Below are 13,168 nucleotides of genomic sequence, written 5' to 3'. Positions count from 1 at the left end.
GCAAGTGAACGTGCGGTGCACCATGGGCGGATGCGCCCCTGCCGAGAGTGCGGCACCAGCCCGGACCCGGACGCCGCGAGCGCCCTCACCTGGGTGCACGAGCGCGACGCCGACGGCCGCGAGCACTGGCTCTGCCCGGCGTGCGCCCGCAGGCACGTGCGCGACATCGAGGCGAAGCTCCCGCACGAGTGGTGGGCCTGACCGGGTCACCGCACCACGGCGGGCGTCCGGTTGCCGGTGATGGCACCCACGATCAGCCGATCCATGCCGGGCAACCCGCCCAGCCGCAGGATCGCGCGGCGCAGCAGCACCTGACCCCGCGAGGCCGGCAGGAACCAGCGCGCCGCCCGCCTTCCGACCTCCTGCCGGTCGAGGACCACCGGGCGCCAGACCCGCTCGTAGCGCTCGAGGCCCGCCTCGACGCTCGGCGCGGACGCCAGCTCCTCGGCCAGGACGTACGCGCCCGCGATGCCGAGCGACGCACCCTGGCCCGCGAGCAGCGACACCGCCGCGCACGCGTCCCCCAGCAACGTCACCCGCCCGCTGCTCCACCGCGGCAGCTCGATCTGCGCCACCTGGTCGTAGAACACCTCGGACGAGGGCGGGCACGCGGCGAGCGCCCGGGGCACGAGCCAGCCGAGCGAGCGGTACTCCTCCTGGACGGCTGCGCGGGCGTCGGCGGGCAGCGCGGGGTCGGGGGTGCGGTGCACGGTGAACACCGCCACCCGGCCCTCGCCCAGCCCGTAGACGCCCATCTGCCGCTGCGCGGTGTCGGTGAGGCAGACCCGGCGCCGAGTGGCCTCCTCCACCACCGGGTCGTGGAACTGGAAGGCGGCCGTGTGGAACCCGAGGTAGCGCAGGAAGCGCTCCTCCTCGCCGAAGACCAGCCGCCGCACCGTGGAATGGATCCCGTCCGCCCCGACGAGCAGATCGGCGCGCAGGCGGGCGCCGTCGGCCAGCCCGACCTCCACGCCGCCGGGCTCGTCGCGCACCTCCACCACGCCCGCGCCGAATCGCAGGTCGACCGCGGCGGGCAGCCGCTCGCGCAGCACTGCCTCGAGGTCGGAGCGCAGCAGGCTCAGCAGCCGTCCGTCCTCGGTGGCGGCGAAGCGGGCGAAGGTGAGGTGGGCCGTGGTGCGCCCGGCGTCGTCCACGTAGGCGGCCTGATCGATCGGATGGGCCCGATCGTGCAGTGCCGGAACCAGCCCCATCGCGTCCGCGGCGTCGAAACCCGGCCCGAAGAAATCGATCATGTAGCCCTGCTCGCGGGGCCCGGGCGCGCGCTCCAGCACCACGACGTCCCACCCGTGGGCGTGCATGCGGTGGGCGAGCGCGAGCCCGGAGATCCCGGCTCCGCAGATCGCGACCTTCATCGGCTGTCGCCTCCCTCGACGATCCGGTGCAGCACCCCGGCCACGCCGGCGGCCGGCAGCGGGGTGAGCGCCCGGTGCAGCAGCACCCCGTCGATCACGGCGGCGAGCACCGCGGCCGTGGCGTCCGGGTCGGGCACGCCGCGCTCGCGCAACCACGCACCCACCTGGCCCCGGAAGTCGTCGAGGACGCCGGTCAGGCGCTCGCGCAGGTCGGGATCACGCGTGGCGGCGAGGTAGGTCTCGACGGCGAGCAGCGAGGCCGGGTCGGTTCCGGTGTAGCGGTCGACCTCGGCCGCGATCGCGTCGACGAGCTCGACGGGGGTGCGGGCCTGCTGCAGCAGCGCCCCGACCCCGTCGACCATCTCGCCCAGCGCACCCACGGCCGCCTCGGCCAGCAACGCCTGCAGCGAGGCGAAGTGGTAGTGCACCAGCCCCGGTGCCACCCCGGCGCGATCGGCGACCGTGCGCGTGCTCACCGCCGTCCAGCCGCGCTCCGGCACGAGCTCGCGCGCGGCCTGCAGCAACCGCTGCCGGACCACCCGGCCCCGGCTCGCCGCGGTCTCCGTCATCAGCCCTCCTTGGGCGATCGCCTTGGGCACTCGTCCAAACGATAGCATCACGTACGTTGTCCCTATGCAGACCTGGGCATCCGTCGACGTCCCGCGGCTCGAGGGCGGAGGACCACCGCTGCGGCTGCACGACACGGCCTCGGGCCGGATCCGGCCCACGGCCCCGGGCGGCACGGCCACGATGTACGTCTGCGGCATCACCCCGTACGACGCCACCCACCTCGGGCACGCCGCCACCTACCTGGCGTTCGACCTCGTCAACCGCGTCTGGCGCGACCTCGGCCACGACGTGCACTACGTGCAGAACGTCACCGACATCGACGACCCGCTGCTCGAGCGCGCCGCCCGCGACCACGACGACTGGGTGGTGCTCGGCATGCGCGAGACCGCCCTGTTCCGCGAGGACATGCAGGCGCTGCGGGTACTCCCGCCCCGGCAGTACATCGGCGCGGTGGAGGCGATGGGGGAGATCGCCGAGCTCGTGGGCAAGCTGCTCGCGGCCGGCGCGGCCTACCGCGTCGCCGACCCCGAGTACCCCGACGTCTACTTCGACTCCACCGCCAGCGGCCACTTCGGCTACGAGTCGAACTACGACGAAGCCACCATGATCGCGCTCTCGCGCGAACGCGGCGGCGACCCCGACCGCCCCGGCAAGCGCCACCCCACCGACGCACTGCTGTGGCGCATGGCGCGCCCCGGCGAACCGCAGTGGGAATCCGACCTCGGCCCCGGCCGCCCCGGCTGGCACGTCGAGTGCACCGCCATCGCCCTCAACCGGCTCGGCAACCAGATCGACCTCAACGGCGGCGGCTCCGACCTCGTCTTCCCCCACCACGAGTTCGGCGCCGCGCACGCCGAGGCGTTCACCGGCGTCCACCCGTTCGCCCGGCACTACGTGCACGCCGGGATGATCGGCCTCGACGGCGAGAAGATGTCCAAGTCACGCGGCAACCTGGTGTTCGTCTCCAAGCTGCGCGCCGAGGAGGTCGACCCCAACGCGATCCGGCTCGCCCTGCTGGCCGGGCACTACCGCACCGACCGCGCCTGGACCGCCGACCTGCTCGCCACCGCGCAGCAGCGCCTCGCCCGCTGGCGCGAGGCCGTGGCGCTCCCCGCCGGCCCGCCCGCCGACGACCTCGTCGCCCAGCTGCGCGCCCACCTCGCCGACGACCTCGACACCCCGGGTGCCCTCGCCGCCGTCGACGCCTGGGCCGCCGAGGCCCTGGAACGGCGGGGCCAGGACGCGGGGGCGCCCGCCCTCGCCCGCGCCGCCGTCGACGCGCTCCTCGGGGTGGACCTGCGGCCCCGCTGACGGTGCTCCCACACCGGCTGCAACCGGTTTGTCAGCGCCAACGGTGGTGTGTGAGCCCCAGCGAGGGCGCCGCCGGGCAGGGCCGGCACACCGATGTCGTGTTCACACACCGCCGGTGGCGCTCGCACACCGACTGCAACCGGTGTGTCGGCGTCATAGTCGGTGTGTGAGGCGCCGCCGAGTCCGCCGCCGGCCAACCTGGCACACCGTTCTCCTGCTCGCACACCGGTAGTGGTGCTCACACACCGACTGCAATCGGTGTGTCGGTGCCCGAGGTGGTGTGTGAGCGCTCAGCGAGGCTCCGCCGGCGGTGCCGGCGCACCGTTCTCGTGCTGGCACACCGGTCGTGGTACTCACACACCGACTGCAATCGGTGTGTCAGCCCCGAAGGTGGTGTGCGAGCCCTCGGAGATCCGCGGCCGGCGGCTGCTCGGCAACGGTTGCTCTGCTCGGCGACGCTCCTGGAGTTGGAGGTGCTGGCACACCGGTCGTGGTGCTCACACACCTACTGCAATCGGTGTGTCGGTGCCCGAGGTGGTGTGTGAGCGCGCGGGGGCCTCAGTCCGGCGGCTCCATCGCCCCGGCGTCGGGCTCCACGTCCTCGCCGGGGAGGTTGCCCGGCTCGTCGTCGCCGCCCTCGCCGGCCGGGAGGTCGACGTCCAGGTCGGGCGTGCCGGGCGGGCGGGGCGGGTCCGGCTCGGGGGCGGCATCGGGTCGGGTCATGCGGTGGGGCTACCCGGTCTGGTTGGCTGGGGCACATGGCGCGCAACGTGCTGGGTGGCGAGCTGCAGACGTGCGGCACCGACCCGATCACCGGCTTCTACCGCACGGGGTGCTGCGACACGGGGGCGGAGGATGCCGGCGTGCACACGGTGTGCGCGCAGGTCACGGCCGAGTTCCTGGAGTTCGGGGCGAGCCGGGGCAACGACCTGGTGACGCCGCGGCCCGAGTTCGGGTTCGCCGGGCTGCGGCCGGGGGACCGGTGGTGCGTGTGCGCCGACCGCTGGGCGGAGGCGCTGGAGGCCGGGGTGGCGCCTCCGGTGGTGCTGGAGGCCACGCACGCGCGCACGCTGGACTGGGTGGATCTCGCCGACCTGCGGCGCCACGCCGCGCCGGAGACCACATGATCTCCGTCGAGCTCGCGCTGCGGCTGCGGGAGGCCGGCCTGGAGTGGACGCCGGCGTCCGGCGACCGGTTCGTGATCCCCGGGCGCGAGATGGACGCGGACGTGTTCGTCGTGTCCGAGTTGACGATCGACGTCCACCAGGCGCCCACCGGGCCGCTGATCCGCTTCAACGGCACCACGGAGTGGGCGCTGGACAGCGTGCCGCAGGAGGCGGTGGTGTGGCTGCCCCACGAGGGCCAGCTGCGGGAGGCGCTCGGGTCGCGGTTCCGGCGGCTGGAGCCGATCGGGGACGGTTTTGCCGTGGTGGTCGACGGCGTGGGCGGGGCGGAGGAGCGTCACGTGGACGTCGACGCGGAACGCGCATACGCTCGCGCACTCCTGTCCGTGCTCGGGGGCTGATGGGCGGGGCGGCACGAGCGCCGCGCCATCGAGAGGATTCGCAGGTGGACGTAAGGAGCCGCAACAACGTCACGGTCGTCGGCCCCCCGCACGGGCGCACCGTGCTGCTCGCGCACGGGTTCGGGTGCGACCAGAACATGTGGCGCCTCGTCGTGCCGCGGCTGGCCCGCGACTTCCGGGTGGTGCTGTTCGACCACGTGGGGGCGGGCGGGTCGGACGTGTCGGCGTGGAGCGAGGAGCGCTACTCGTCGCTGGCCGGTTACGCCGAGGACGTGCTGGAGGTCTGCGCGGAGCTGGATCTGCGCGACGTGGTGCTCGTCGGCCACTCGGTGAGCGCGATGATCTCCGTGCTGGCCGCCAACCGGGAACCTGATCGCTTCGGCGGGCTGGTGCTGCTGACGCCGTCGCCGCGCTACGTCGACGACGGGGACTACCGGGGCGGGTTCAGCCGGGCCGACATCGACGAGCTGCTCGAGTCGCTGGAGAGCAACTACCTGGGCTGGTCGGCGGCGATGGCGCCGGTGATCATGGGCAACCCGGAGCGTCCCGAGCTGGGCGAGGAGCTGACCAACAGCTTCTGCCGCAGCGACCCGGCCATCGCGCGGGTGTTCGCGCGGGCCACGTTCCTGTCGGACAACCGCGCCGACCTCTCCGCGGTCACGGTGCCGACGCTGGTCATCGAGTGCCGCGAGGACGCCATCGCCCCGCCGGAGGTGGGTGCCTACGTGCACTCCTCGGTGCGCGGCAGCCGCCTGGTCACCCTGGAGGCCACCGGCCACTGCCCGCAGCTGAGCGCGCCGGAGGCCACGAGCGAGGCGATTGCGGAGTTCGCCGCCACGACCCGGTGACGGCGGTCCCCGACCCGGAGCGCCGGCCGGCGATCCCGGACGAGACCGCCGAGGAGCTCTACGAGTACGCGCCGTGCGGCTACCTGTCGACGACGCCGGACGGCGTGGTCACCGGGCTCAACACCACGTTGCTGCGCTGGCTCGGGTACGAGCGCGAGCAGGTGGTGGGGGTGCGGCGCTTCTCCGACCTGCTGACGGTGGGGGGCCGGATCTACTGCGAGACCCACCTGTTCCCGCTGCTGCAGATGCGGGGCGAGGTCGGCGGGATCGCCCTCGAGCTGCGGACCGCCGCGGGGGAGCGGCTGCCGGTGCTGGTGACGTGCAAGCTCCGGACCGGAGCGGACGGGAAGCCGGGACGGATCCGCATCGCCGTGTTCGAGGCGCGCGACCGCCGGGCCTACGAGCAGGAGCTGCTGCGGGCGCGCCAGGCGGCGGACCGGGAGCGCGACCAGGTGCGGCGGCTGGCCGCCGCGCTGCAGCGCAGCCTGTTGCCGCCGGTGCTGCCCGCGATGCCGGGGGCAGAGGTGGCCGCGCACTTCCACGCGGCGTCGGCGGACGAGGTGAGCGGCGACTTCTACGACCTGTTCCCGCTGCCCGGCGACGGGTGGGGGATCGTGCTGGGCGACGTCTGCGGCAAAGGCGCGGAGGCGGCGGCGGTGACGTCGCTGGCGCGGTACACGGTGCGGGCCGCCGCAGTGCACGACGCCGACCCGGTGGCCGTGCTGCGCACCCTCAACTCGGTGATCAAGCAAGAGGTGGGTGACACCCGTTTCTGCACGGTGCTGGCCGGGCGGCTGACGCCGTGCGGTTCGGGGTACCGCGTCGAGCTGGCGCACGGCGGCCATCCGCCCGCGCTGCTGCTGCGGGCCGACGGCACGGCGGACTTCGTGCACGCCCCGGGCGGTCAGCTGGTCGGGGTGCTGCCCGATCCGCTCTTCGTCGGCGCGCAGGTCGACCTGGGGCCAGGCGATACGCTGCTGCTCTACACCGACGGCCTCACCGAGATGCGGGTGGACGCCTCGCGCGACCGCTACGAGGAGGCGGCGCTGCGCGAGTTCGCCGCGGGGCTCGCGCCGGCGAGCGCGCCTGCGCTGGTCGAGGCGCTGCGGGGCCTGCTGGCCGAGGCAAGCGATCTGCTGGACGACGACACCGCCGTGCTCGCCGTCGGGGTGCCGGCCACCTGACCGTCAGCCGCCGCGGGTGCGCGGCAGCAGGGCGGGCAGGCCCACGGCGAGGAGGGCGGCGGGCACGACGAAGCCGGCGAGCGGGTCGGCGTGGTAGAGCGGGGTGAACGCCACCGGGCTCAGGGCGCCCCCGCCGAAGCGCAGCGACTGCACCACGGACACCGCGCCCCCGCTGCTCAGCTCGGAGCCCAGCACGATGGCGTTGACGCCGACGAGCATGAGCTGGGTGGCCACGCCGCTGACCGCCCACGCCGCGACCACCGCCCAGACCGCGGGCAGCGTCCCGACCGCGAGGACGACCAGCACCCCGAACCCGGCGCCCGTGAGCACGCTCCGGCGCCGCCCGATGCGGTCGACGCCGCCGCCCACGAGCCGGGCCGTGAGAAGCCCGGCGATGCCGGCGCCGGTGAGCACGAGCCCACGCGGCCCGGCCCCGATCCCGAACACCTCCTCGAGCCGGAGAGCGACCATGAAGCTCAGCCCGGTGAGGCAGCCCCAGCCCAGCGCGGCGGCGAGGCCGATGCGCAGCACCGCGGGGCGCATGGCCGCGCGCAGCGCCCGGCCGAGCGGCTGGTGCTCGCGGCCGTCCACCTCGTCGGCGGGGATGCCGATCACGCCCAGCACGGCGGCCACCACCGCGACGCCCGCGAACGCGAACCGCCAGTCGGCCTCCGCGGCGAGCCCGCCGATCAGCGGGGCGGAGGTCTGCCCCGCCGCCTGCAGCGACCCGAACCAGCCCAGGGCCCGGCCCAGCCGCCCGGGTGCCGCGGCGGCGCCGAGGGCCGAGAGCAGCAGCGGCGTGGTGAACGCGTTGGCGGCGCCCTGCAGCGCCCGCGCCACGAGGAACAGCGGGAACGTGGTGGCCAGGATGCACGCCACCGACGCGAGCACGTAGCCGGCGTAGCCGAGGACGACCGTGCGGCGCCGTCCCCAGCGTTCGCCCAGGGCGCCGGAGAACAGCATGACAGCTGCGAACGGCAGGAAGTACGCCGTGACCGACAGCGACGCCGTGCCCGGAGCCACACCGTAGGACGACCCGAGCTCGGGCAGCATCGCAACGGTGATGCCGGCACCGAACGGCCCGAGGAAGGCACCGGCGTAGAGCCCCGCGCGAGCGAACGCGGCACCCCCCGGGGATCTCAGTTGCCCGAGCCCCCCGTGCCGCGGCGGCGCAGGTACCGCTCGAAGTCGGCGGCGATGGCGTCCCCGTCGGCCTCGGGAAGCGCGTCGCCCTCGGCCTCGGCCTGCTCCTCGAGCTGGCGCACGTATTCGCGCACCTCGTCGTCGGCCTCGGCCATCTCCGAGACGGTGCGCTCCCACTCCTCGGCCTGCTCGGGCAGCCCACCGAGCGGCACCTCGACGTCGAGGACCTCCTCCACTCGGTGCAGCAGGGCCACGGCGGCCTTGGGCACGCGGGCCTGCGAGACGTAGTGCGGCACCGACGCCCAGAACGACACCGCCGGGACGCCCGCCTCGACGCACGCGTTCTGGAAGACGCCCACGATCCCGGTGGGGCCCTGGTAGCTCGACGGCTCGACGCGCAACTCGCCCGCGGAGGACTTGTCGTAGGAGATCCCGCTCACCGGGGTGGGCCGGGTGTGCGGGGTGTCGGTGAGCAGCGCCCCGAGCGTGACGACCTTGGTGACGCCGAGCTTCTCGACGAAGCCGAGCAGCTCCTTGCAGAAGCTGCGCCAGCGCAGGTTGGGTTCGATGCCGTTGACGAGGACGACGTGCCGCTCGGTGCCCGGCAGCTTCGCCATCGACAACCGGGTGGTCTGCCACTCGATCTTCCGGGTGACGCCGTCGGCCATCCGGACGTGGGGGCGCGTGACCTGGAAGTCGTAGTAGTCCTCGGGGTCGATCGACGCCAGCGGTGTGGCGTCCCAGCTCAGCTCGAGGTGCTCCAGCGCGGTGCTGGCGGCCTCGCCTGCGTCGTTCCACCCCTCGAAGGCGGCGATCATCACCGGTTCGACCAGACGCGGCAGGTCGCCTGACGCTCCGGTTCGCGGATCGCGATCGGTCATCGGTCCAGCCTACGGCTACCCGCGCTGCTCGGCCGGGACCTCCCCCGCGGCGGTTACCGTGGGGCCCGTGCGGTCCGATCTCGACTCGACGTTCCTCGACGCGCTCTCCGAGCGCGTGGTGCTCGCCGACGGGGCGATGGGCACGATGTTGCAGGCGGCCGACCTGGGGCTGGACGACTTCGCCGGGCTCGAGGGCTGCAACGAGGTCCTCAACGACACGCGCCCGGACGTGGTGCGCCACATCCACCGCGCCTACCTTGAGGCGGGCGCCGACGCCGTAGAGACCAACACGTTCGGGGCCAACCTGCCCAACCTCGCCGAGTACGGCATCGCCGACCGGATCCGCGAGCTCGCGCAGAAGGGGGCGGAGCTGGCGCGGGAGGTCGCCGACGAGCTGTCCACGCCGGAGTGCCCGCGCTTCGTCCTGGGCTCGGTGGGTCCGGGCACCAAGCTGCCCACGCTGGGCCACGAGACGTTCGCGCGCCTGCGCGACGCCTACACCGAGTGCGGGCGCGGCCTGCTCGCCGGCGGTGCCCACGCGTTCATCGTGGAGACCTGCCAGGACCTGCTGCAGGTGAAGGCCGCGGTGCACGGGATGCAGCGGGCGATGGCCGCGGAGGGCCGGCGCATCCCGTTGATCGCCCAGGTCACCGTGGAGACCACGGGCACCATGCTGCTGGGCACCGAGATCGGGGCGGCGCTCACGGCGATCGAGCCGCTCGGCGTCGACGTGATCGGGCTGAACTGCGCCACCGGCCCGGCCGAGATGAGCGAGCACCTGCGCACGCTCACCAAGCACGCGCGGATCCCGCTGTCGGTGATGCCCAACGCCGGGCTGCCGCGGCTCGGGTCGAACGGCGCGGAGTACCCGCTCACCCCGGACGAGCTCGCCGAGGCGCTCGCCACGTTCGTGCGCGACTACGGGCTGCGGCTGGTCGGGGGCTGCTGCGGCACCACACCCGAGCACATCCGCACGGTGGCCGCCGCGGTGCGCGACCTGCGGCCCGCCGAACGCAGGCCCCGCCCCGAGCCGGGCGTGAGCTCGCTGTACGCCGCGGTGCCGTTCCGGCAGGACGTCTCGGTGCTCATGATCGGCGAGCGCACCAACGCCAACGGGTCGAAGAAGTTCCGGGAGGCGATGCTCGCCGAGGCGTGGGAGGACTGCGTCGCGATCGCCCGCGAGCAGACCCGCGACGGCGCGCACCTGATCGACCTGTGCGTCGACTACGTCGGCCGCGACGGCGTTGCCGACATGAACGAGCTGGCCGGGCGCTTGGCCACGGCGTCCACGCTGCCGATCATGCTGGACTCCACCGAGCCGGAGGTGCTGCGCGCCGGGCTGGAGCGCCTGGGCGGGCGCTGCATCGTCAACTCGGTCAACTACGAGGACGGCGACGGCCCCGGCTCGCGGTTCCAGCGGGCGATGGAGCTGGTGCGCGAGCACGGCTGCGCGGTGGTGGCGCTGTGCATCGACGAGGAGGGCCAGGCCCGCACCGCGGAGTGGAAGGTGCGGGTGGCCGAGCGGCTGATCCGCGACCTCACCGAGAACCACGGGATGCACGTCGAGGACATCGTGGTCGACACGCTCACCTTCCCGATCACCACCGGGCAGGAGGAGGTTCGCCGCGACGGCTTCGAGACGATCGAGGCGATCCGCGAGCTCAAGCGCCGTCACCCGGACGTGCAGACGACGCTGGGCGTCTCCAACATCTCCTTCGGGCTGAACGCAGCGGCCCGCCAGGTGCTCAACTCGGTGTTCCTGCACGAGGCCGTGAACGCGGGTCTGGACACCGCGATCGTCTCGGCGGCGAAGATCGTGCCGATGTCGCGGATCGCGGACGAGCAGCGTTCGGTGGCCCTGGACCTGCTCTACGACCGCAGGCGCCCCGGCTACGACCCGCTCAACAGGTTCATGGAGCTGTTCGAGGGCGTCACCGCGTCCTCGGCCAAGGCGGGGCGTGCCGAGGAGCTGGCGGCGCTGCCGCTGTTCGAGCGCCTGGAGCGGCGGATCGTCGACGGCGAGCGGGGCGGCCTCGAGGCCGACCTCGACGCGGCGCTGGAGCAGCGCCCGGCGTTGGAGATCATCAACGACACGCTGCTCTCCGGCATGAAGACCGTCGGTGAGCTGTTCGGGTCGGGCCAGATGCAGCTGCCGTTCGTACTCGCCTCCGCGGAGGTGATGAAGGCGGCGGTGGCCCACCTGGAACCGCACATGGAGAAGAGCGACTCCTCCGGCAAGGGCACCATCGTGCTCGCCACCGTCAAGGGCGACGTCCACGACATCGGCAAGAACCTCGTGGACATCATCCTCACCAACAACGGCTACACCGTGATCAACCTGGGCATCAAGCAGCCGGTCTCGACGATCCTGGCCGCAGCGCAGGAGCACCGCGCCGATGCCGTGGGCATGTCCGGGCTGCTGGTGAAGTCCACGGTGGTGATGAAGGAGAACCTGCAGGAGATGAACGCGCGCGGGGTGGCCAAGGAGCTGCCCGTGCTGCTCGGCGGTGCCGCCCTCACCCGCTCCTACGTCGAGAACGACCTCACGGAGGTCTACGACGGCCGCGTCTCGTACGCCCGGGACGCCTTCGAGGGCCTGCGCCTGATGGACGCCACGATGGCGCGCGCCCGCGGCGACGCACCCGAGGTGGACCCGGAGGAGGAGGCGAAGCGGGCCGAGCGCAAGGCGCGCCACGAGCGTTCACGGCGCATCGCCGCGAAGCGCAGGGCGGCCGAGGCGGAGGCGGCGGGCCCGCTGCCCGCGCGCTCGGACGTCGCCCTGGACAACCCGATCCCCACCCCGCCGTTCTGGGGCACCCGCGTGGTCAAGGGCATCGCTGTGGCCGACTACGCGGGCCTGGTGGACGAGCGCGCGCTGTTCCTGGGCCAGTGGGGCCTGCGGGGGGCGCGGGGCGGAGCCGGCCCCACCTACGAGGAGCTCGTGGACACCGAGGGCCGCCCGCGCCTGCGGTACTGGCTGGAGCGGCTGTCCACCGAGGGGGTCCTCGCGCACGCCGCCGTGGTCTACGGGTACTTCCCCGCGGTGGCCGAGGGCGACTCGCTGCTGGTGCTGACGCAGCCGCGGCCCGATGCCGGGGAGCGGTTCCGCTTCACGTTCCCGCGCCAGCGCCGCGACCGGCACCTTTGCCTCGCCGACTTCTGGCGCCCGCGCGACCGCGCGATCGCGGAGGGCGTCGTGGACGTGCTCCCGCTGCACCTGGTGACGATGGGGCAGCCCATCGCCGACTACGCGGCCGAGCTCTTCGCGAAGGACGCCTACCGCGACTACCTGGAGGTCCACGGCCTCGGCGTGCAGCTCACCGAGGCGCTCGCGGAGCACTGGCACCGGCGGATCCGCGAGGAGCTGGTGTTCCCGGGCGGCGGCGCGGTGGCCGCGGAGGACCCGGCCGACGTCGAGGAGTTCTTCTCACTCGGCTACCGCGGCGCGCGGTACTCGCTCGGCTACGGCGCCTGCCCGAACCTCGAGGACCGCACCAAGATCGTGGAGCTGCTGCAACCCGGCAGGATCGGGGTGCAGTTGTCCGAGGAGCTGCAGCTGCATCCCGAGCAGTCGACCGACGCGCTCGTGGCCCACCACCCGGAGGCGAAGTACTTCAATGCAGGGTAATCCGTCCGGTCCGGCCGCTGTCCTGTGGGACATGGACGGCACCCTGGTCGATTCCGAGAAGGTCTGGACGATCTCCCTCGCGGACACCGCGCGCCGCCTCGGCGGGGAGCTGTCCACCGAGGCGCGGGAGGCGATGGTCGGCTCCAACATGCCGCGCTCGCTCGGGATCATGTTCGACGACCTGGGGCTCGACCCCGACCCGGCGCGCACGGCGCAGGCCGCGAAGTGGCTCACCGAGCGCACGGGCGAGCTGTTCGCATCAGGGCTGGAATGGCGCCCGGGCGCCCTCGACGCGCTGCGCACGGTGCGCGCGGCGGGCTGGCCCACCGCGCTGGTCACCAACACCCTGCGCTCGCTCACCGAGAAGGCCCTGGACGGCATCGGGCGCGAGCACTTCACCGTCACGGTCTGCGGCGACGAGGTGCCGCGCGGCAAGCCCGACCCCGATCCGTACCTGCGGGCGGCCGAGCTGCTGGGCGTCGCCCCCGGGCGCTGCCTGGCGGTGGAGGACTCCCCGACGGGGGCCACGGCAGCCGAGCGGGCCGGCTGCGCCGTGCTCGTCGTGCCGTGCGACGTGCCGGTGCCGCCCGGGCCGCGGCGGGTCGCGCGCGACTCGCTCGTCGGCCTGACCCCGGACGAACTCCGCCTCAGTTACGCACAGGCACGATCTGAGCGCGTGGCGTAACCGTTCGTCTCGGTACGGGG

Annotated in this window: 13 protein-coding genes; 8 read left to right on the top strand and 5 right to left on the bottom strand. The window is 73.6% G+C overall.

Translation table 11 applies throughout. From position 1 onward, the window contains the following. Positions 1-30 precede the first annotated feature (30 nt). Complete coding sequence (locus ACFPL3_RS26675; RefSeq protein WP_343942640.1) at positions 31-201, top strand: hypothetical protein; 171 nt, start codon at positions 31-33, stop codon at positions 199-201. A gap of 5 nt (positions 202-206) precedes the next feature. Here the strand turns inward: ACFPL3_RS26675 and ACFPL3_RS26670 are convergent, their stop codons facing one another. Both ACFPL3_RS26670 and ACFPL3_RS26665 read right to left on the bottom strand, forming a co-directional pair. Continuing rightward, the gene (locus ACFPL3_RS26670; protein WP_343942639.1) at positions 207-1,373 is read right to left on the bottom strand and encodes an FAD-dependent monooxygenase; all 1,167 of its coding nucleotides are present in this window, start codon (positions 1,371-1,373) and stop codon (positions 207-209) included. Next, on the bottom strand, positions 1,370-1,942 hold the full coding sequence (locus ACFPL3_RS26665) for a TetR/AcrR family transcriptional regulator (protein ID WP_343942638.1): 573 nt from the start codon (positions 1,940-1,942) through the stop codon (positions 1,370-1,372). Before ACFPL3_RS26665 ends, ACFPL3_RS26670 begins: the two co-directional genes overlap by 4 nt. 64 nt (positions 1,943-2,006) lie before the next feature. Here ACFPL3_RS26665 and mshC point away from each other — a divergent pair, with 64 nt between their 5' ends. Continuing rightward, complete coding sequence (gene mshC, locus ACFPL3_RS26660) at positions 2,007-3,254, top strand: cysteine--1-D-myo-inosityl 2-amino-2-deoxy-alpha-D-glucopyranoside ligase (protein WP_343942637.1); 1,248 nt, start codon at positions 2,007-2,009, stop codon at positions 3,252-3,254. Positions 3,255-3,812: 558 nt separating this feature from the next. Here mshC and ACFPL3_RS26655 read toward each other — a convergent pair. Next, positions 3,813-3,977: a hypothetical protein gene (locus ACFPL3_RS26655; RefSeq protein ID WP_343942636.1), complete on the bottom strand. Its 165-nt coding sequence runs from the start codon at positions 3,975-3,977 to the stop codon at positions 3,813-3,815. Positions 3,978-4,012: 35 nt separating this feature from the next. Between ACFPL3_RS26655 and ACFPL3_RS26650 the strand changes: the two genes are divergently transcribed. The 4 genes from ACFPL3_RS26650 to ACFPL3_RS26635 are packed head-to-tail and all read left to right on the top strand — an operon-like array spanning position 4,013 to position 6,811. Continuing rightward, positions 4,013-4,381 (top strand): DUF2237 family protein, encoded by a 369-nt coding sequence (locus tag ACFPL3_RS26650; protein ID WP_343942635.1) that lies wholly within the window; start codon positions 4,013-4,015, stop codon positions 4,379-4,381. Further along, positions 4,378-4,779 (top strand): hypothetical protein, encoded by a 402-nt coding sequence (locus tag ACFPL3_RS26645; protein WP_343942634.1) that lies wholly within the window; start codon positions 4,378-4,380, stop codon positions 4,777-4,779. The genes ACFPL3_RS26650 and ACFPL3_RS26645 overlap by 4 nt, the downstream gene beginning before the upstream one ends. A 44-nt stretch (positions 4,780-4,823) precedes the next feature. Continuing rightward, positions 4,824-5,627 carry an alpha/beta fold hydrolase gene (locus ACFPL3_RS26640; RefSeq protein ID WP_343942633.1) on the top strand — a complete coding sequence of 268 codons (804 nt, stop codon included), beginning with the start codon at positions 4,824-4,826 and terminating at the stop codon, positions 5,625-5,627. Then, complete coding sequence (locus ACFPL3_RS26635; RefSeq protein WP_343942632.1) at positions 5,624-6,811, top strand: PP2C family protein-serine/threonine phosphatase; 1,188 nt, start codon at positions 5,624-5,626, stop codon at positions 6,809-6,811. Before ACFPL3_RS26640 ends, ACFPL3_RS26635 begins: the two co-directional genes overlap by 4 nt. Before the next feature lie 3 nt (positions 6,812-6,814). Here ACFPL3_RS26635 and ACFPL3_RS26630 read toward each other — a convergent pair whose 3' ends face one another. Continuing rightward, positions 6,815-7,864: an MFS transporter gene (locus ACFPL3_RS26630; protein ID WP_379589697.1), complete on the bottom strand. Its 1,050-nt coding sequence runs from the start codon at positions 7,862-7,864 to the stop codon at positions 6,815-6,817. Between the two features lie 86 nt (positions 7,865-7,950). Beyond that, the gene (locus ACFPL3_RS26625) at positions 7,951-8,835 is read right to left on the bottom strand and encodes a PAC2 family protein (RefSeq protein WP_343942631.1); all 885 of its coding nucleotides are present in this window, start codon (positions 8,833-8,835) and stop codon (positions 7,951-7,953) included. A 67-nt stretch (positions 8,836-8,902) separates the two neighbouring features. On the opposite strand from ACFPL3_RS26625, the gene metH reads away from it, so the two are divergent. Together metH and ACFPL3_RS26615 are read left to right on the top strand one after the other, a co-directional pair. Further along, positions 8,903-12,463 (top strand): methionine synthase, encoded by a 3,561-nt coding sequence (gene metH / locus ACFPL3_RS26620; RefSeq protein ID WP_343942630.1) that lies wholly within the window; start codon positions 8,903-8,905, stop codon positions 12,461-12,463. Further along, a complete protein-coding gene (locus tag ACFPL3_RS26615; protein WP_343942629.1) occupies positions 12,453-13,148 on the top strand; it encodes an HAD family hydrolase in 696 nt (231 codons plus the stop codon). The genes metH and ACFPL3_RS26615 overlap by 11 nt, the downstream gene beginning before the upstream one ends. Positions 13,149-13,168: the final 20 nt, after the last annotated feature.

This window comes from Pseudonocardia zijingensis (genome assembly GCF_042657305.1).
Lineage (GTDB): Bacteria > Actinomycetota > Actinomycetes > Mycobacteriales > Pseudonocardiaceae > Pseudonocardia > Pseudonocardia zijingensis.
Note: the sequence above shows the minus strand (reverse complement) of the source record. Positions and strands in the feature narration are given on the sequence as shown.

Bases quoted from the DNA above. Each gene is read 5' to 3' on its own strand.
- ACFPL3_RS26675 (WP_343942640.1), top strand. From the start codon at position 31: ATGCGCCCCTGCCGAGAGTGCGGCACCAGCCCGGACCCGGACGCCGCG.
- ACFPL3_RS26670 (WP_343942639.1), bottom strand. From the start codon at position 1,373: ATGAAGGTCGCGATCTGCGGAGCCGGGATCTCCGGGCTCGCGCTCGCC.
- ACFPL3_RS26665 (WP_343942638.1), bottom strand. From the start codon at position 1,942: ATGACGGAGACCGCGGCGAGCCGGGGCCGGGTGGTCCGGCAGCGGTTG.
- mshC (WP_343942637.1), top strand. From the start codon at position 2,007: ATGCAGACCTGGGCATCCGTCGACGTCCCGCGGCTCGAGGGCGGAGGA.
- ACFPL3_RS26655 (WP_343942636.1), bottom strand. From the start codon at position 3,977: ATGACCCGACCCGATGCCGCCCCCGAGCCGGACCCGCCCCGCCCGCCC.
- ACFPL3_RS26650 (WP_343942635.1), top strand. From the start codon at position 4,013: ATGGCGCGCAACGTGCTGGGTGGCGAGCTGCAGACGTGCGGCACCGAC.
- ACFPL3_RS26645 (WP_343942634.1), top strand. From the start codon at position 4,378: ATGATCTCCGTCGAGCTCGCGCTGCGGCTGCGGGAGGCCGGCCTGGAG.
- ACFPL3_RS26630 (WP_379589697.1), bottom strand. From the start codon at position 7,864: ATGCTGCCCGAGCTCGGGTCGTCCTACGGTGTGGCTCCGGGCACGGCG.
- ACFPL3_RS26625 (WP_343942631.1), bottom strand. From the start codon at position 8,835: ATGACCGATCGCGATCCGCGAACCGGAGCGTCAGGCGACCTGCCGCGT.
- ACFPL3_RS26615 (WP_343942629.1), top strand. From the start codon at position 12,453: ATGCAGGGTAATCCGTCCGGTCCGGCCGCTGTCCTGTGGGACATGGAC.